Annotated in this window: 17 protein-coding genes, 1 tRNA gene and 1 pseudogene; 13 read left to right on the forward strand and 6 right to left on the reverse strand. The window is 60.8% G+C overall.

The annotated features are described in order from the left end of the window. Positions 1–166: pseudogene (locus V7Q10_RS10195) on the reverse strand (alpha/beta hydrolase); the annotation flags it as partial. A 159-nt stretch (positions 167–325) separates the two neighbouring features. Between V7Q10_RS10195 and V7Q10_RS10200 the strand changes: the two are divergent. From V7Q10_RS10200 to V7Q10_RS10255, 12 genes are all read left to right on the forward strand, one after another. After that, positions 326–793: an Rrf2 family transcriptional regulator gene (locus tag V7Q10_RS10200; RefSeq protein ID WP_333868985.1), complete on the forward strand. Its 468-nt coding sequence runs from the start codon at positions 326–328 to the stop codon at positions 791–793. Beyond that, on the forward strand, positions 790–1833 hold the full coding sequence (locus V7Q10_RS10205; RefSeq protein WP_333868986.1) for a cysteine desulfurase family protein: 1044 nt from the start codon (positions 790–792) through the stop codon (positions 1831–1833). The genes V7Q10_RS10200 and V7Q10_RS10205 overlap by 4 nt, the downstream gene beginning before the upstream one ends. A 31-nt stretch (positions 1834–1864) precedes the next feature. Beyond that, positions 1865–3388 (forward strand): Fe-S cluster assembly protein SufB, encoded by a 1524-nt coding sequence (sufB, locus tag V7Q10_RS10210; protein WP_333868987.1) that lies wholly within the window; start codon positions 1865–1867, stop codon positions 3386–3388. Further along, positions 3385–4113 (forward strand): FkbM family methyltransferase, encoded by a 729-nt coding sequence (locus V7Q10_RS10215; protein ID WP_333868988.1) that lies wholly within the window; start codon positions 3385–3387, stop codon positions 4111–4113. Before sufB ends, V7Q10_RS10215 begins: the two co-directional genes overlap by 4 nt. Before the next feature lie 87 nt (positions 4114–4200). Beyond that, a complete protein-coding gene (locus V7Q10_RS10220) occupies positions 4201–4794 on the forward strand; it encodes a hypothetical protein (protein ID WP_333868989.1) in 594 nt (197 codons plus the stop codon). Between the two features lie 21 nt (positions 4795–4815). After that, positions 4816–5571 carry a Fe-S cluster assembly ATPase SufC gene (sufC, locus tag V7Q10_RS10225; RefSeq protein ID WP_333868990.1) on the forward strand — a complete coding sequence of 252 codons (756 nt, stop codon included), beginning with the start codon at positions 4816–4818 and terminating at the stop codon, positions 5569–5571. Then, a complete protein-coding gene (sufD, locus tag V7Q10_RS10230; RefSeq protein ID WP_333868991.1) occupies positions 5571–6848 on the forward strand; it encodes a Fe-S cluster assembly protein SufD in 1278 nt (425 codons plus the stop codon). The genes sufC and sufD overlap by 1 nt, the downstream gene beginning before the upstream one ends. Continuing rightward, a complete protein-coding gene (locus V7Q10_RS10235) occupies positions 6849–7337 on the forward strand; it encodes a YIP1 family protein (protein WP_333868992.1) in 489 nt (162 codons plus the stop codon). It abuts the gene before it with no gap. Beyond that, positions 7327–7911 carry a YIP1 family protein gene (locus tag V7Q10_RS10240; protein WP_333868993.1) on the forward strand — a complete coding sequence of 195 codons (585 nt, stop codon included), beginning with the start codon at positions 7327–7329 and terminating at the stop codon, positions 7909–7911. Before V7Q10_RS10235 ends, V7Q10_RS10240 begins: the two co-directional genes overlap by 11 nt. Before the next feature lie 2 nt (positions 7912–7913). Continuing rightward, a complete protein-coding gene (locus V7Q10_RS10245; protein WP_333868994.1) occupies positions 7914–9134 on the forward strand; it encodes a cysteine desulfurase in 1221 nt (406 codons plus the stop codon). Positions 9135–9178: 44 nt separating this feature from the next. Then, positions 9179–9255: transfer RNA gene (locus tag V7Q10_RS10250), tRNA-Arg, on the forward strand. Between the two features lie 99 nt (positions 9256–9354). Further along, positions 9355–10077, forward strand: a complete 723-nt coding sequence (locus V7Q10_RS10255; protein WP_333868995.1) for an SDR family oxidoreductase — start codon at positions 9355–9357, stop codon at positions 10075–10077. Here the strand turns inward: V7Q10_RS10255 and V7Q10_RS10260 are convergent. After that, on the reverse strand, positions 10074–10394 hold the full coding sequence (locus V7Q10_RS10260) for an ArsR/SmtB family transcription factor (RefSeq protein WP_333869033.1): 321 nt from the start codon (positions 10392–10394) through the stop codon (positions 10074–10076). The two genes, V7Q10_RS10255 and V7Q10_RS10260, sit on opposite strands and share 4 nt — an antisense overlap. A 196-nt stretch (positions 10395–10590) precedes the next feature. On the opposite strand from V7Q10_RS10260, the gene V7Q10_RS10265 reads away from it, so the two are divergent. Continuing rightward, positions 10591–11553, forward strand: a complete 963-nt coding sequence (locus V7Q10_RS10265) for a CehA/McbA family metallohydrolase (RefSeq protein WP_333868996.1) — start codon at positions 10591–10593, stop codon at positions 11551–11553. Here V7Q10_RS10265 and V7Q10_RS10270 read toward each other — a convergent pair. The 4 genes from V7Q10_RS10270 to hutI all read right to left on the reverse strand — a co-directional run bounded on the left by V7Q10_RS10270 (position 11550) and on the right by hutI (position 16685). After that, a complete protein-coding gene (locus tag V7Q10_RS10270; RefSeq protein ID WP_333868997.1) occupies positions 11550–12203 on the reverse strand; it encodes a flavin reductase family protein in 654 nt (217 codons plus the stop codon). The two genes, V7Q10_RS10265 and V7Q10_RS10270, sit on opposite strands and share 4 nt — an antisense overlap. Positions 12204–12284: 81 nt before the next feature. Then, positions 12285–13967: a urocanate hydratase gene (gene hutU, locus V7Q10_RS10275; RefSeq protein ID WP_333868998.1), complete on the reverse strand. Its 1683-nt coding sequence runs from the start codon at positions 13965–13967 to the stop codon at positions 12285–12287. Positions 13968–13975: 8 nt separating this feature from the next. Further along, positions 13976–15505, reverse strand: a complete 1530-nt coding sequence (gene hutH, locus V7Q10_RS10280; RefSeq protein ID WP_333868999.1) for a histidine ammonia-lyase — start codon at positions 15503–15505, stop codon at positions 13976–13978. Continuing rightward, complete coding sequence (gene hutI / locus V7Q10_RS10285; protein WP_442885856.1) at positions 15495–16685, reverse strand: imidazolonepropionase; 1191 nt, start codon at positions 16683–16685, stop codon at positions 15495–15497. The genes hutH and hutI overlap by 11 nt, the downstream gene beginning before the upstream one ends. Positions 16686–16737: the final 52 nt, after the last annotated feature.

The following is a 16737-nucleotide window of genomic DNA, read 5'->3' on the forward strand; positions in this document are numbered from 1 at the left end:
TGTTATAAAAGGCGTAATGCAGGTTGTAGACAACCTTGTTGTTCATCGTGCCGCCATAGGCAGGGTGCGGATGCAGCACGATCGCAATCGGCGCATCCCGCTCTTTTTGCGGGTGGTAGCGGCCTTCGATACGGCCTTCTGGGCCGGCGAAAATAACTTCGGGCATGTACACTCCGGTGCATGTTGCTGAGCGATTTGTTGACAAATTCGCTCGGATATCCTAGAACCATTCTAAAGCGGCTGCTGCCGCCCATGGACTGGAGTTGAGTTAAGCGGACGCGCTCCAATCGTCAATGGAAAGTCAACAATTTGCACGGGTGAGTGGATGAAACTGTCGACAAAGGGGCGTTATGCCATGGTAGCGCTGGCCGATCTGGCGCTGGCCGAGGGATCGGGCGGCGACGAGCTGATGTCTTTGGCCGAAATCGCCAAGCGTCAGGATCTGTCTTTGCCCTATCTGGAACAGTTGTTTGTCAAATTGCGCCGCGCTGGTTTGGTTGAGGCGGTGCGCGGGCCGGGTGGCGGCTATCGTCTGGCCAAAAGCCCCGATGCGATCCGGATTTCCGAGGTGATGGAAGCGGTCGAAGAAAATGTCGATGCGATGCATTCGGGGGCAGGGGCTTCGGGCGGGGTTTCGGGCACGCGGGCGCAAAGCCTGACCAACCGGCTGTGGGAAGGGCTTTCGGCGCATGTCTATGTGTTTTTGCACCAGATGCGGCTGTCGGATGTGATCGAAAATGTGGTGACGCCTTGCCCTGCGGTGCCAGCGCTGTTTCGGGTGGTGGATGAATGAGCCGCAGCTATCTGGATTGGAACGCCACCACGCCGCTGCGCCCTGAAGCGCGGGCTGCGATGATTGCGGCGATGGATCTGCAGGGCAACCCTTCGTCGGTGCACCGCGAAGGCCGCGCGGCCAAAGCGATGATGGAGCGCGCGCGCGGCCAGATCGCCTCGGCCTTGGGTGCGGATGGCGCGGATATTGTCTTTACCTCAAGCGCCACCGAAGCCGCAGCCTTGGCCTGTGCCGGGCGTGGGCTGGTTTGCGGCGATGTCGAACATGACGCGGTGGCCGCTTGGTGCGCGCCAAGCCTGCCCGTGGATGCACAGGGCCGTGTGACGGTGTCAGACCCCGCGCAATCTGCGCTGCAAATTGCCAATTCAGAAACCGGCATCTTGCAGGATCTGCCAGAGGGGCTTGCGGTGTCAGACCTGACACAGGGTTTTGGCAAGCTACCGATCGCCTTTAATTGGTTGGGCTGTCAGATGGGCTTGGTTTCGGCGCATAAAATCGGCGGGCCAAAGGGGATTGGCGCGCTGGTGCTGCGGCGCGGGCTTGATGTCAGTGCGCAATTGCGCGGCGGCGGTCAGGAAATGGGGCGGCGTGCGGGCACCGAAAACCTGATCGGCATCGCCGGATTTGCCGCAGCAGCCGAGGCTGCGGCGCGTGATTTGGCCAATGGAGTCTGGGATCGCGTTGCCGAAATTAGAAATATTCTAGATTCAGCATTGTCTGCCGAGGGATTTAATACTATTTCTGTCGGGAATAGCGTTGCGCGTTTGCCCAACACCCTGACCCTGATCGCGCCCGGCTGGAAAGGCGAGACGCAGGTGATGGCGATGGACCTTGCGGGCTTTGCGGTTTCGGCAGGCTCTGCCTGCTCTAGCGGCAAGGTGCGCGCCAGCCGCGTGCTGCGCGCGATGGGTTTTGACGAGGCGCTTGCCGGACAGGCGATACGCATCTCGTTGGGGCCAGATGTGACAGAAGAGGCGGTGCTGCGCTTTGTGCAAAGCTGGAGCCGCGACTACAAACGTATCCTTTCGCGCATCGCGTGAAAAAAAGGCGGCAACGCCATGATAAGACAGGATGAATGCCATGACGGACGTTGAACTGGAAGTGCGCGACGGGGTTGATCGCGAGACGATTGAAACCGTGAACGCCATGTCGGGCACCTATAAGCATGGCTGGTCCACCGAGATTGAAATGGATTACGCGCCCAAGGGCGTGTCCGAAGACATCGTGCGGCTGATCTCGGAAAAGAACGGCGAGCCACAATGGATGCTGGATTGGCGTTTGGCGGCCTATGCGCGCTGGTTGCAGATGGAAGAACCCGATTGGGCGATGCTGAACTATCCCACCATCGACTACCAAGATCAGTATTACTACGCGACGCCGAAAAGCATGGCGACCAAGCCGAAATCCTTGGACGAGGTTGACCCGAAACTGCTGGCCACCTACGCCAAGCTGGGGATTCCGCTGCAAGAGCAGATGATCTTGGCAGGTGTCGAGGGCGCCGAGACCATGGGCGAGCGCAAGGTCGCCGTCGATGCGGTGTTTGACAGCGTCTCGCTTGGCACCACCTTTAAGGCGGAACTTGCCAAGGCCGGGGTGATCTTTTGCTCGATTTCAGAAGCGATCAAAGAGCATCCTGAACTGGTCAAGCAATACCTTGGCTCGGTTGTGCCGCAGTCGGATAACTTTTTTGCCACGCTGAATTCGGCTGTGTTTTCAGACGGTTCCTTTGTCTATATCCCCAAAGGCACCCGCTGCCCGATGGAGCTTTCGACCTATTTCCGCATCAATGCCGAAAACACCGGCCAGTTTGAACGCACGCTGATCATCGCCGACGAGGGCGCCTATGTCAGCTATCTGGAAGGCTGCACAGCACCCAAGCGCGACACCAACCAGCTTCACGCGGCGGTGGTGGAACTTGTGATCCTGAAAGACGCCGAAGTGAAGTATTCGACGGTGCAAAACTGGTATCCGGGCGATGAAAACGGCGTCGGCGGCATCTATAACTTTGTCACCAAGCGCGCCGATTGCCGTGGTGACCGCGCCAAAGTGATGTGGACGCAGGTTGAAACCGGCTCGGCGATCACTTGGAAATACCCGTCGTGCATTCTGCGCGGCGATGACAGCCAAGGCGAGTTCTACTCCATCGCCATCGCCAACAACGCCCAGCAAGCCGACACTGGCACCAAGATGATCCATCTTGGCAAGCGCACCAAAAGCCGCATCGTGTCCAAGGGCATTTCGGCAGGGCGGGCGCAGAACACCTATCGCGGGCTGGTGTCGATGCATCCAAAGGCCACCGACAGCCGCAATTACACCCAATGCGACAGCCTGCTGATCGGCGATAAATGCGGCGCCCATACCGTGCCCTATATCGAGGTGAAAAACAATTCGAGCCGCGTCGAGCACGAGGCGACGACCTCTAAGGTTGATGACGATCAGTTGTTCTATTGCCGCTCGCGCGGGATGGACGAAGAAGAAGCAGTTGCGTTGGTGGTGAACGGTTTTTGTAAAGAAGTTCTGCAAGCCCTGCCAATGGAATTTGCCATGGAGGCGCAAAGCCTTGTGGCTATCTCACTTGAAGGGAGTGTGGGGTGAAGTCAGAGCAGGAAAAATCAGCAGTCTATCGCACGCCGATGGCGGAAATTGTTTGCGCCAAAATTTGGGGCAAGCCGGTTTTTTTCACCATCACCAATCCCAAGGATGTGATCCAGAAAAAGCATGTCAAAGGCGCATTCTACGAAGAAGAAGAGCTTGAGATCATCCGCAAAAATTGCCGTCCGGGCATGGTATTTTGTGACATCGGCTCGAATATTGGCAATCACGCGCTGTTTGCGCTGAAGTTTCTGAATGTGGCCAAGGTTATTCTGTTCGAGCCAAATCCAGTTGCGATTGCCGTGTTGCGCTCTAATCTGACGCTGAACGGCGTGATAGATCAATGCGACGATCAGCATCTTGGCTTGGGCCTGTCGGACAGCTCTGCCAAGGGCTTGGGCATGGATGTGCCCGACCGCAATCTGGGCGGTGGCCGCATGGTCGAGGGCAGCGGCGATCTGGAAGTGATCCGCGGCGACGAGGCTTTGGCGGGCCAGAAGATTGATTTCATTAAGCTTGACGTCGAAGGCATGGAAATGCGGGTGTTGGCGGGGCTGCGCGAGACCATCGCGCGCGAGCGGCCGATTATGTTCGTCGAGGTTGATGTCGAGAATATCGAGGCGTTTCAGGCTTGGGCGGCCGAAAGCCGGTATCTGATCCGCGATACCTATAAACGCTATCGGGAGAATAAGAATTTTCTCTTGGTGCCGCAGCCAGAGGGCTCGTAACTTGCGTGATCTGCTGCGTCTCTTTTCTGCTTTGCGGTGTGCAGTTTTTTCTGCACAGGCACAGATGACTGCTGCAAAGGTGGCAGGATGACGCCTGAAATCCTTCGCCCCAAACTTACCATGCCAGAGGCAGAGGCCAAGCTCTTGACGCTGAGTTATGCGGGGGCGGATGTGATCTTGGAGTATGGCTCCGGCGGGTCCACGGTTGTTGCGGCTGAGATGGCGGGCAAGCGGGTGACTTCGGTCGAGGGCGATGCCGCTTGGCTTGCAATGATGCAGGGCTACTTTGCCCAGACGCCGCCTTTGGCGGATTTGACCATGCATTACGCCGACATCGGGCCAACCAAAGCTTGGGCCTTTCCGAAAGGCGAGGCGACGTTTCGCGATTGGCCGGCCTATGCTTTGGGCGTCTGGGATCTGCCCGAGTTTCACCACCCCGATGTGGTGCTGATTGATGGCCGCTTTCGGGCGGGCTGTTTTCTTGCGACGCTGTTTCGCATCAGCAAGCCGACCTTGGTGCTTTGGGACGATTACGTCGACCGCCGCGAATATCATCGGGTTGAAAGCCTGATGAAACCGGTCGAGATCATCGGTCGTATGGCGCTTTTTGAACTCACCCCCATGGCGGTTCCGGCGGACCGGCTGCTGTGGATCATGCAAACATTTCTGCTCACCCGCTGAGTTAGCCTAAAGGATAAAAAAATGCTGGAAATCAAGAACCTGCATGTGAAACTTGAAGAAGAAGACAAGGTCATCCTGCGCGGTGTCGATCTGAAAATTGGCGCGGGCGAAGTGCATGCGATCATGGGGCCGAACGGGTCGGGGAAATCGACGCTGTCTTATGTGCTGTCAGGGCGCGATGGCTATCAGGTCACCCAAGGCTCGGCGCTGCTTGAGGGCCAAGAATTGCTAGAGATGGAGCCCGAAGCGCGCGCAGCGGCGGGCTTGTTTCTGGCCTTCCAATATCCGGTCGAAATCCCCGGTGTCGGCAATATGACGTTTTTGCGCACCGCGGTGAACGCGCAGCGCAAAACCCGTGGCGAGCCGGAACTGACCGCCGGCGAGTTTCTGAAAGTGGTGCGCGAAAAGGCGAAAACCTTGCAAATCGACGCCGATATGTTGAAGCGTCCGGTCAACGTAGGCTTTTCGGGCGGCGAGAAAAAGCGCAACGAAATCCTTCAGATGGCGATGCTGGAACCCAAGATGTGCATTCTGGACGAGACCGACTCGGGCCTTGATGTTGATGCGATGAAGCTGGTGTCTGAAGGTGTGAACGCGCTGCGCGGGGCGGGGCGGTCGTTTCTGGTGATCACCCACTATCAGCGCTTGCTGGACCATATCAAACCCGATGTCGTGCATATCATGGCGGCGGGCCGGATCATCAAGACCGGCGGGCCAGAGCTTGCCTTGGAAGTTGAAAACAACGGCTATGCAGATCTGTTGGCGGAGGCCGAGTGATGGCTGTCGCACAAGCAAAACAAGACGCGCTTGCGGCGCGGATTGCAGGATTAAGCTTTGACGCCGCAGGTTGGCAGGGCGCTCTGCGCACCGAAGCCTTGGCGCGGCTGACGGCGATGGGCCTGCCTGCCAAGCGCGATGAATATTGGCGCTATACCAATCCCGCAACCTTGGTGGCGCCGCAGCCTGCTGTGGCCACCGCCACAACCGAAGAACCGGCGCTGTTTACCGATTTAGACTGTTTGAAACTGGTCTTTGTTGACGGCAAGTTTGACGCGGCACAATCGGACCCCTTGGCGCTTGAGGGCGTCAGCCTTGCGGTCTTGTCGCAAGCCAAAGCCGACATCCATTGGGCCGCCGACCTGTTTGGTCAGCTTGAGGCGCGCGGGCAATCCCCGGTGCAGCGCCCCTTGGCTACGCTGAACACGGCCTTTGCAGGCGAGGGTGTTTTGATCCATGTGACGGGCAAGCCTTCAAAGCCTGTAAGTCTGATTTACCGCGCCACATCAGCAGGTTGCGATGCGATCCTGCATCACTGCGTGAAGATGGAGGCGGGTTCCGAGCTGACCTTGCTCGAGCAAGGCACCGCTGGCGCGCGCGTCAATCTGGTGACGGAAGTCGACATCGCCGATGGCGCGCGTTTTCACCACATCCGCGCGCAAGGCCGCGTCGAGAATGACAGCACCCTGACCCATATCTTCGCCCGCATCGGCCAAGAAGCGGCGTTTAAATCCTTTACCATGACCGCAGACGGCAAACTGACCCGCAACGAGGCGGTGATGGAGCTTTTGGGCAATGACTCCAGCGCCCATGTCGCTGGTGCGGCTTTGGGCGAGGGCGGCGTGCATCAAGACGACACGGTCTTCATCACCCATGCCGCCGAGCGCTGTGAAAGCCGTCAGGTGTTCAAAAAGGTGCTGAAAAACGGCGCTGTTGGCGTGTTTCAGGGCAAGATCTTGGTGAAACAGGGCGCGCAAAAGACCGACGGCTATCAGATCAGCCAAGCGCTGCTGCTGGACGGCGACAGCCAGTTTCTGGCCAAGCCCGAGCTGGAAATCTATGCCGATGATGTGAAATGTAGCCACGGGTCAACCTCGGGGGCGATCGACGAGACGGCTTTGTTCTACCTGCGCTCGCGCGGGGTGCCGCTGCGGGCAGCGCAATCCTTGCTGGTTTTGGCCTTTCTGGCCGAGGCGATTGGCGAGATCGAGGATGAGGCGATTGCCGAAGCGATCTCGGCGCGGCTGCAAGTCTGGCTGGATTGGCACGAGCAGTAAATGTCGATCACAACCGACATGGTGCAGGGATGGCGGCAGCCGCAAAAGGTGATGCAGCGCCATCTTGCGCGCGGCAGATCCGAGCCCTTTGCCTTTAGCCTTTTGGTGACGTTTTTGGTGCTGGTGTTTGTCTCGCTTTGGCCGCAGCTGTCGCGGCAAAGCCTGCTGCAGCCCGAGGTGCCGATGGTGCAGCGGCTGGTGGCGGCGGGGCTTGCGCTGCTGGCCTCGGTGCCGGTCTGGTATGGGGTCGCAGCGCTTAGTCACTGGATTGCCAAGCTTTTTGGTGGGCATGGCAGCCATTACAGCGCACGGCTGGCGCTGTTTGCGGCGTTGGTTTGTGTCAGCCCTGCGATGCTGTTGCAGGGGCTGGTGGCGGGGATGATCGGCACAGGGCCGCAGCTGTCATTGGTGCAGGGGCTTGTCGGTTTGGGGTTTTTGTGGATTTGGATCTCGATGGTAAGGGTGGCGGAGCGTGACAATGCAGATTGATCTGATGACAATCTTACAGGCAGCGCGGCAGACCCTACGCGCACCGCGCGCGGTTGCCCGCAGCCTGATCGACCAGCAATTTCCCGCCAGCTTTGGCTGGATGGCGATTGCTTTGGCGGTGGTGCTGTCGACAGTTCTGTCGGTGCTGTCGGGCCTCATCGCGCCGATGGAGGCAGATCCTGGCTATGCCACGCTGTTTGCCAGCCCGATGTCGCTGGCGCTGATGCAAGCGCTGCTGTTGATGATGTCGCTGATGTTCATTCAGGGGCTTGGCCGTGCGATGGGCGGCAGGGGGCAGTTGTCAGATGCCTTGGTCTTGCTGGCTTGGCTTGAGGGGATCTTGATCCTGATCCAAGTGATGCAATTGGTTTTGTTGTTGGTGTCTCCGGTTTTGGCGGTGCTGCTGGGGATTGCGTCTTTCGTGGTGTTTTTGCGGGTTCTGGCGCATTTTATCGCTGAGTTGCACGGCTTTACCTCTGCCGGCAAGGTCTTGGGGATGATCCTTTTGACCTTCTTGGTGGTTTCTTTTCTGATGGCCGCACTGGGCATCGGACTGCCAGTAGGAGCAGCCTAGCCATGTATGATGTCGAAAAAATTCGGGCCGATTTTCCAATTTTGTCGCGCAAGGTCAACGGCAAGCCTTTGGTTTACCTCGATAATGGTGCCTCGGCGCAAAAGCCGCAGGTGGTGATTGACGCAGTCACCCAAGCCTATGCGATGGAATATGCCAATGTGCATCGCGGCTTGCATTACCTGTCGAACCTTGCGACCGATAAATACGAGGCCGTACGCGGCATCGCGGCGCGGTTTTTGAACGCTGGCTCGGAACATGAGATCGTCTTTACCACCGGCGCGACCGAGGGCATCAATCTGGTCTCCTACGCTTGGGCCGCGCCGCGTTTTCAGGCCGGCGACGAGATTGTTTTGTCGATTATGGAGCATCACGCCAATATCGTGCCGTGGCATTTTCTGCGGGAACGGCTTGGCGTCGTGCTGAAATGGGTCGAGGTTGACGCCAACGGCGATCTGGACCCGCAGGCGGTGCTAGATGCGATCACGCCGCGCACCAAGCTGGTGGCGATCACCCAGATGTCAAACGTGCTGGGCACGGTTGTGGATGTGGCGGCGATCTGCGCAGGTGCGCGCGCGCGCGGGGTTGCGGTGCTGGTCGATGGCTCGCAGGCGGCGGTGCATGGGCCGGTGGATGTGCAGGCGATTGGCTGCGATTTCTACGCGGTCACCGGGCACAAGCTTTACGGGCCAAGCGGCTCTGGCGTGATCTATATTCGCGCCGATCGGCAGGCCGAAATGCGGCCCTTCCTTGGCGGCGGCGATATGATCCGCGAGGTCAGCCGCGACGCGGTGGTCTATAATGACCCGCCGATGAAGTTCGAAGCGGGCACCCCTGGCATTGTGCAACAAATCGGGCTGGGCGTGGCGCTCGAGTATCTGATGGCGCTTGGCATGCAGAATGTGGCAGCCCATGAACGCGGGCTGCGCGATTATGCCAGAGCGCAGCTTTCGGGTCTGAACTGGTTGAATATGCAGGGAAATTCCGAAAGCAAGGGCGCGATTTTCTCCTTTACCTTGCAGGGGCAGGCGCATGCGCATGACATCTCGACCGTGCTGGACAAACGCGGCATTGCGGTGCGCGCAGGCACCCATTGTGCGATGCCCTTGATGGAGCATATGGGCATAGGCGCCAGCTGCCGCGCGTCTTTCGGGCTTTACAACACCAAGGCGGAAGTTGACGCGCTGGTTTCAGCCTTAGAGCTGTGCCATGATCTTTTTGCATGATTTCGCGTTGCAGGCGTAAGCGTCTGCGGCTATAGAACCTTTACGCACCCATAGCTCAGCTGGATAGAGCGTTGCCCTCCGAAGGCAAAGGTCGCACGTTCGAATCGTGCTGGGTGCACCATTCCCCTGATACCATCTGCGGCTTTTGAGCGTTCTGGGGCTTTCTTTCCCTGCCGATTTGCGCCAGCTTTGCCCCAGACCGCAATAAGGGGGGCAGGGCATGGCACAAAGCATTTTGATCACGGGGGCGGGCTCGGGGATTGGGCGCGCGACGGCGCGCGCGTTTTTGGCGGCGGGCTGGGATGTGGCGCTTATGGGGCGGCGCGAGGCTGCCTTGCGGGAGACGGCGGGCGATGCCGAAGCGCGGATTTTGGTCGCCGATGTCGCCGATCCTGCGCAGGTCGAGGCGGCCTTTGCCCAGCTTGCCCGCTTGGATGTCTTGTTCAACAATGCAGGCATTGCCGCAAAATCGGCCCCGATTGACGAGATCGCGGTCGAGGATTGGCTGGCGGTTTGCAACACCAATATCACCGGCATGTTTTTATGCGCGCGGGCGGCCTTTGGGCTGATGCGGCGCCAAGACCCGCAGGGTGGGCGCATCATCAACAATGGCTCGATTTCGGCGCATGCGCCGCGTCCGGGGTCGGTGCCCTATACGATGTCAAAACATGCGGTGACGGGGCTGACGCGGACTTTGGGGCTGGACGGGCGGGCGTTCAACATTGCTTGTGGTCAGATTGATATTGGCAATGCGCTGACCGAAATGGCGTCGGGTTTTACCAAGGGCACCTTGCAGGCCGATGGCCAGATGCGGGTCGAGCCGGTGATGGATGTGGCGCATGTTGCGGCTGCCGTGCTGAATATGGCGCAGCTGCCGCTTGAGGTGAACGTGCCCTTTATCACCCTGATGGCGCGGGATATGCCGTTTATCGGTCGCGGTTAAACCGGGATAAACTGCGCCGAAAGGCTGGGTTTGGCGTCGGGGCCGCAGAACATCTCGTAGACCAAGGCCATGATCGAGGCGGCCTTGGGGTCGCGGATGGAATAGTGGATGGTCTTGCCGTCGCGGCGCGCCGAGACCATGCCATCGCTGCGCAGCCGCGCCAGCTGTTGGCTGACGGCGGCTTGCCGCGCGCCCAGCAGCTCTTCCAATTCGGTCACCGATTTCTCGCCGCTGGACAGATGACACAGAATCATCAAGCGCCCTTCATGCGACAGCGCCTTCAGAAAAGCCGCAGCCTCACTGGCGCGCTGGCCCATATCCTCTGCGGAAAGTGCCGCGCAGCCCAGCTGTTCAAGCCCGTGTTCGCCCAAAGCCATGTCAATCTCCGCGTTTTGTCTATAAATAGCAGTCTGTGAATATGTTTCAAGCCCATAGGGCGGAAAACCGCGCGGACTGTCACTTTACTGTGGCAATGCATCGGTTAGGCTGCGGAAAAATAGCAAAGGGCAAGACATGAGTGACCGCGATCCCGCTTTTACCGCCGAGGGCAAATTTTGGCGTGGCAATCTGCACACGCATTCGACGCGCTCGGATGGGGTGTTGTCGCCCGAAGAGGTCTGCCGCCGCTATCAGGCCGAGGGCTATGACTTTATCGCGCTGACCGATCATTTCGTTGGGCTTTGGGGCTATCCGATTGTCGATACCGTGCCGATGCGCGGTGAGGGCTTTACCACTATTTTGGGGGCAGAGCTGCACTCGGGGGCGATGGCGAATGGCGAGCTGTGGCATATTCTGGCGGTCGGTCTGCCCGCCGATTTTGCCCCTGCCAATGCGCCAAGCTTTCTGCCGGTGCAGGGCCAAGAAACCGGACCAGAGATCGCAGCGCGTGCGGTGGCGGCAGGGGCCTTTGTGGCGATTGCCCATCCGCAATGGTCGGGGCTGACGCTGGCGGATGCCCGCTCGATCACCGCCGCCCATGCGGTTGAAATCTATAACCACGGCTGTGCTGCGGGCTGTGATCGCCCCGATGGCTTTGCGATTGCCGATCTGTTGCTGACCGAGGGGCGGCGGCTTTCGATGATCGCCACCGATGACGCGCATTTCTCAGAGCCTGACCATTTTGGCGGCTGGGTGATGGTGAAGGCGCGCGAGAATAGCCCCGAGGCGCTGCTGGCCGCGCTGAAGGCAGGGCATTTCTATTCAACCCAAGGGCCAGAGCTGCGCGATGTGCGGGTTGAAGGTGACAAGATCGTGGTCGAATGCTCGGCCGTGGTTTCGGTGATAGCCCTTGGGCATGGCACTGGCGCGAAGGCGGTGCATGGCGCGTCGATGACGCGGGCAGAGGTGCCGCTTGCACGGCTGAACAACTCGCCTTGGCTGCGGGTTGCGGTGATTGATGCCGCCGGCAAGCGGGCTTGGTCGAACCCGATCTGGCTGGAGGGTGCGGCCAAGCCAAACCCGCGGGTGCTGGGCTAGGGTTTGCCCTCTAGCCCGTCAGCGGCCATGCCCGAGGCCTGCGGGATCCGCATCTCGAAGGTCTCGGAAACGGCGGCGTAGTCGTAATAGCCCATCCGCGCCAAGGGCTTGATTGCGGCGTAGTCTAGCTTGCCTTGCGCGGTCAGCACCTCGTCTTTGACATGGATGCGCACCACCTCGCCGTAGACCACATCGACCCAGCCGTGGCCCGAGTTGCCGCGCAGGCGGTGGGTGGAGAGATAGCGGCATTCAAAATGCGCCGGGCTTTCGGCGACGCGGGGGGCAAGGGCGTCAATGCAGGCGGCTTTGCTCAGGCCCGCTTGGGCGAATTCATCGACGCCTTCGGGCCATTCTTGGGCGGTGATATTCATCGCGTTGCGCAGATCATAGGTACACATATTCCAGACAAACCAGCCGGTTTCTTCGGCATTGATCACGGTATGTTTGCGGCGCCCGTCAGAATATTGGTTGGCCGCAAACATCACCATTGGCGGATCAAAGGTCAGGTTTTGCCATTGGCTGTAGGGGGCGAGATTGTCGATGCCTGCGCGAGAGCGGGTCGAGATCCAGCCGATCGGGCGTGGCACGGTGCAGGCTTTGAAGGGGTTGAAGGGCAGCGGGCAGGGCTCGGAGGTGGGGGCGTAATGCATGGGGGCTCCTGTGATGGGGGAGAGCCCGGGGGCTTTGCCCCCGGACCCCCAGGATATTTGGGCCAAGATGAAAGCGCGGGTTTAGTCTTTCAGGATGGCGGGGAGGTTGAGGCTGTGGTCGCGCGCGCAGGCGAGGGCCTCGGGGTAGCCCGCATCGGCGTGGCGCATCACGCCGGTGGCGGGGTCGTTCCAGAGCACATTGCTGATGCGGCGGGCGGCGTCTTCGCTGCCATCGGCGCAGATCACCATGCCGGAGTGTTGTGAAAACCCCATGCCGACGCCGCCGCCGTGGTGCAGACTGACCCAAGTGGCCCCGGAGGCGGTGTTCAAAAGCGCATTGAGCAAGGGCCAATCCGAGACCGCATCCGAGCCGTCTTTCATCGCCTCGGTTTCGCGGTTGGGCGAGGCCACGGAGCCGGAATCGAGGTGATCGCGGCCGATGACGATGGGGGCTTTGAGTTCACCCGATTTCACCATCTCGTTGAACATCAGCCCGGCTTTGTGGCGCTCGCCCAGACCGATCCAGCAGATGCGGGCGGGCAGGCCTTGGAAGGCGATGCGCTCGGCCGCCATATCAAGCCAGCGGTGCAGGTGTGTGTTGTCGGGGAAGAGTTTTTTCATCGCAGCATCGGTGGCATGGATATCGGCCGGATCGCCCGAGAGCGCCACCCAGCGGAAGGGACCGATGCCGCGGCAAAACAGCGGGCGGATATAGGCGGGCACAAAGCCTGGGAAGGCGAAGGCATTGGTCAGGCCTTCTTCTTGGGCGACTTGGCGGATGTTGTTGCCGTAATCCAAGGTTGGCACGCCAGCGTTCCAGAAATCGACCATGGCGGCGACATGGCGGCGCATCGAGGTGCGGGCGGCTTTTTCCACCGCTTTGGGATCGGTTTCTTGTTTGGCGCGCCAGTCGCCCAAGCTCCAGCCCTGCGGCAGATAGCCGTGCAAAGGGTCATGTGCCGAGGTTTGGTCGGTGACGATATCGGGGCGCGGCCCGCCTGCCTGCATGCGGGCGTAAAGTTCGGGGAAGACATCGGCGGCATTGCCGATCAGGCCCACCGATTTCGCCTCGCCTGCGGCTGTCCATTGATCAATCAGCGCAAGGGCTTCATCCAGCGTATGCGCTTTGGCGTCCAAGTATCTGGTGCGAATGCGAAAATCGATGCGAGTCTCGTCGCATTCCACCGCAAGGCAGCACGCCCCCGCCATCACCGCCGCAAGCGGTTGTGCGCCGCCCATGCCGCCCAGACCTGCGGTCAGGATCCAGCGCCCGGTCAGCGCGCCGCCGTAGTGCTGGCGGCCTGCTTCGGCGAAGGTCTCATAGGTGCCCTGCACGATGCCTTGGGTGCCGATATAGATCCAAGACCCCGCGGTCATCTGGCCATACATCGCCAGACCTTTCTTATCGAGCTCGTTGAAATGGTCCCAAGTTGCCCAATGGGGCACCAGATTTGAATTGGCGATCAGCACGCGCGGCGCGTCTTTATGGGTGCGAAACACCCCGACAGGCTTGCCCGATTGCACCAAAAGCGTCTCGTCGTCGTTGAGGGTTTTCAGGGTGGCGACGATCTTGTCGAAATCCTCCCAGGTGCGGGCGGCGCGGCCGATGCCGCCGTAGACCACCAGCTCATGCGGGTTTTCGGCGACATCGGGGTGCAGGTTGTTCATCAGCATCCGCATCGGCGCTTCGGTCATCCAGCTTTTGGCGGTGATCTCGGGTCCGGTGGCGGGAAAGACGTCGCGCAGGTTGTGGCGTGTGTTCATCGGAGGCCTCACAGGGTGGGAAGGGAGATTTCGGCGGCGGCGGCGAAAGCGCCAGAGTGGATCAGGGCAGCGGCTGCGGCCAGATCGGGGGCAAGGTAGCGGTCATCGCCCAATGTGGCCACCTCTTGGCGCAGGCGGGCATGGGCGCGCCGCAAGGGTGGCGATGTGGTCAGGGGGGCGCGAAAATCAATGCCTTGGGCGGCGCAGATCGCCTCGACCCCCAAGATCACATTCAGGTTGGCCACCATCTGCGACAACCGCCGCGCGCCATGGGCGGCCATCGAGACATGGTCTTCTTGGTTGGCCGAGGTGGGCGTGCTGTCGGTCACACAAGGCATGGCGATGTGCTTGTTTTCCGACATCAGGGCGGCCGTGGTGACTTCGGCAATCATCAGGCCGGAATTCAGGCCGGGCCTTGGCGTCAGAAACGCCGGCAGATCAAAAGACAGCACCGGATCGACCATCAGCGCCACCCGCCGCTGCGCAATCGCGCCGATTTCCGACAGCGCCAACGCGATCATATCGGCGGCAAAGCCCACAGGTTCGGCGTGAAAATTGCCGCCCGAAACGATTTGCCCGTCTGACAGCACCAGTGGATTGTCGGTGGCGGCATTGGCCTCGATTTCCAGCGTGCGCGCGGCTTGGCGCAGCACATCCATCGCGGCCCCCGTCACCTGCGGCTGACAGCGGATGCAATAGGGGTCTTGCACCCGGCTGTCGCCCTCGCGGTGGCTTTCGCGGATTTCGCTGCCTTCAAGCAGGGCGCGCATGGTTTGGGCGGCCTCGATCTGGCCGGGTTGGCCGCGCAGGGCGTGAATTTCGGGATGCAGCGGCGCGGTAGAGCCCATGATCGCATCGGTTGACAGCGCCGAGGTCACCAGCGCGTTTTGCGCCGCACGCCAGCCGTCAAACAGCCCCACCAGCGCATAGGCGGTCGAGAATTGCGTGCCGTTGATCAGCGCCAGCCCCTCTTTTGGGCCAAGGCTGACGGGGCGCAGATTGACGGCGGCAAGCGCTTCGGCGGCAGGCAGGGTTTTATCGCCCAGCGTCGCCTCTCCGTGGCCGATCATCGCGGCGGCCATATGCGCCAGAGGGGCAAGATCGCCCGAGGCGCCAACCGAGCCCTGCGCGGGGATGACGGGGGTGACGCCTGCGGCAAGCATGGCCTCGATCAGCGCGGTGATCTCGGGGCGCACGCCCGAGGCCCCACGCCCCAGCGACAGCAGTTTCAGCACCATCATCAGCCGCGCCACGGCGCGCGGCATCGGCTCGCCCACGCCGCAGCAATGCGACAAGATCAGGTTTTCTTGAAGCTTTGCCGTGTCTTGCGGTGCGATCTTTAGGCTCGCAAGCTTGCCAAATCCGGTATTGACGCCATAGACGGCGGTTTGGCCTGCGGCGGCTTTGGCAATGCAGGCGGCGGCGGCTTTGATGCCTGATTGCGCGTCAGGATGCAGCCTTGCGGGCAATTCCTGACGGTAGATGCGTTCCAATTGCGCCAAGGGGGTGGCGGCGGGGATCAGGATTTCAGGCGTCAAAGCGGCCTCCGAAAATGCGGGCGTGAAGGGGCGTGGCCCCGATGCGGTAGGAAAGTTCGGCCGGATGGCGCGCGGCCCAGATCGCCAGATCGGCGCGCTGACCCACCGCAATTTGGCCGCGATCGGCCAGCCCCAGCGCGCGGGCGGCGTGCAGCGTGGTGCCTTGCAGCGCCTCGAGCGGGGTCATGCGAAACAGCGTGCAGGCCATGTTCATCGCCAGCGTCAAAGAGGCCAACGGCGCCGAGCCGGGGTTGTAATCGGTGGCCACGGCCATCGGCACACCCGCGGCGCGCAGGGCGGCAATCGGCGGAATTTGCGTCTCGCGCAGGGTGTAAAAAGCGCCTGGCAAGATCACCGCCACGCTGCCCGCAGAGGCCAGCGCCGCCACGCCGTCGGCCGCCATATATTCGATATGATCGGCAGAAAGCGCAGCAAAGCGCGCGGCCAGCACCGCGCCTTTCAAGTCGGAGAGTTGTTCGGCATGCAGCTTGACCGGCAGGCCAAGCTCTTGTGCTACAAGGAAAAGCCGCTCGACCTGCGCCGGACTAAAGGCGATGGTTTCGCAAAAGGCATCCACCGCGTCGATCAGCCCTTCGGCATGGGCGGCGCGCAGCGAGGGGATGGCGACCTCGTCAATATAGGCATCGGCGCGGCTTTGATATTCGGGCGGGATGGCATGGGCGGCCAGATGGGTGACGCGCAGGTTGATCGCGCGCTGGCGGCCAATCTCGCGCGCGACGCGCAGCAGTTTCAGCTCGTCCGCCAGCGTCAGCCCATAGCCGGATTTGATCTCGAGCGTGGCGACGCCGCCTGCGATGATCTGATCGGCGCGGGCAAGGCTTGCGGCCAGCAGCTCGGCCTCGGAGGCTGCGCGCGTGGCCCGCACGGTCGACAAAATCCCGCCGCCTGCCTGCGCCACCTCGGCATAGCTTGCGCCGTTCAGCCGCAGCTCGAACTCGGCGGCGCGGTCGCCTGCAAAGACGATATGGCTGTGGCAATCAATCAGCGCAGGCGTCACCAGCCTGCCGCCCAGATCATGCCGGCCCGCATTGGCAAAGCGCGCGGGCAGATCGGCCAGCGCGCCGATCCAAGCAACCTTGCAGCCTTCCAGCACCACGGCCCCCTCGTGCAGCCCGTAGCCGTCGACCATGGTCGCAAAGATCGCATTTTGCAGCAGAATCGCCATTTGACTTGCCTTATGTCTGTGCTTGAAGATATTATGTCTGCACATA

The sequence above is a fragment of the Cypionkella sp. genome (assembly GCF_036782355.1).
In the GTDB taxonomy this organism is placed as follows: domain Bacteria; phylum Pseudomonadota; class Alphaproteobacteria; order Rhodobacterales; family Rhodobacteraceae; genus Cypionkella.

Excerpts from the sequence above, each read along its gene's own strand:
- V7Q10_RS10200 (WP_333868985.1), top strand. The coding sequence starts at position 326 with ATGAAACTGTCGACAAAGGGGCGTTATGCCATGGTAGCGCTGGCCGAT.
- V7Q10_RS10205 (WP_333868986.1), top strand. The coding sequence starts at position 790 with ATGAGCCGCAGCTATCTGGATTGGAACGCCACCACGCCGCTGCGCCCT.
- sufB (WP_333868987.1), top strand. The coding sequence starts at position 1,865 with ATGAATGCCATGACGGACGTTGAACTGGAAGTGCGCGACGGGGTTGAT.
- V7Q10_RS10220 (WP_333868989.1), top strand. The coding sequence starts at position 4,201 with ATGACGCCTGAAATCCTTCGCCCCAAACTTACCATGCCAGAGGCAGAG.
- sufC (WP_333868990.1), top strand. The coding sequence starts at position 4,816 with ATGCTGGAAATCAAGAACCTGCATGTGAAACTTGAAGAAGAAGACAAG.
- sufD (WP_333868991.1), top strand. The coding sequence starts at position 5,571 with ATGGCTGTCGCACAAGCAAAACAAGACGCGCTTGCGGCGCGGATTGCA.
- V7Q10_RS10235 (WP_333868992.1), top strand. The coding sequence starts at position 6,849 with ATGTCGATCACAACCGACATGGTGCAGGGATGGCGGCAGCCGCAAAAG.
- V7Q10_RS10240 (WP_333868993.1), top strand. The coding sequence starts at position 7,327 with ATGCAGATTGATCTGATGACAATCTTACAGGCAGCGCGGCAGACCCTA.
- V7Q10_RS10245 (WP_333868994.1), top strand. The coding sequence starts at position 7,914 with ATGTATGATGTCGAAAAAATTCGGGCCGATTTTCCAATTTTGTCGCGC.
- V7Q10_RS10255 (WP_333868995.1), top strand. The coding sequence starts at position 9,355 with ATGGCACAAAGCATTTTGATCACGGGGGCGGGCTCGGGGATTGGGCGC.
- V7Q10_RS10260 (WP_333869033.1), bottom strand. The coding sequence starts at position 10,394 with ATGGGCCAGCGCGCCAGTGAGGCTGCGGCTTTTCTGAAGGCGCTGTCG.
- V7Q10_RS10265 (WP_333868996.1), top strand. The coding sequence starts at position 10,591 with ATGAGTGACCGCGATCCCGCTTTTACCGCCGAGGGCAAATTTTGGCGT.
- V7Q10_RS10270 (WP_333868997.1), bottom strand. The coding sequence starts at position 12,203 with ATGCATTACGCCCCCACCTCCGAGCCCTGCCCGCTGCCCTTCAACCCC.
- hutU (WP_333868998.1), bottom strand. The coding sequence starts at position 13,967 with ATGAACACACGCCACAACCTGCGCGACGTCTTTCCCGCCACCGGACCC.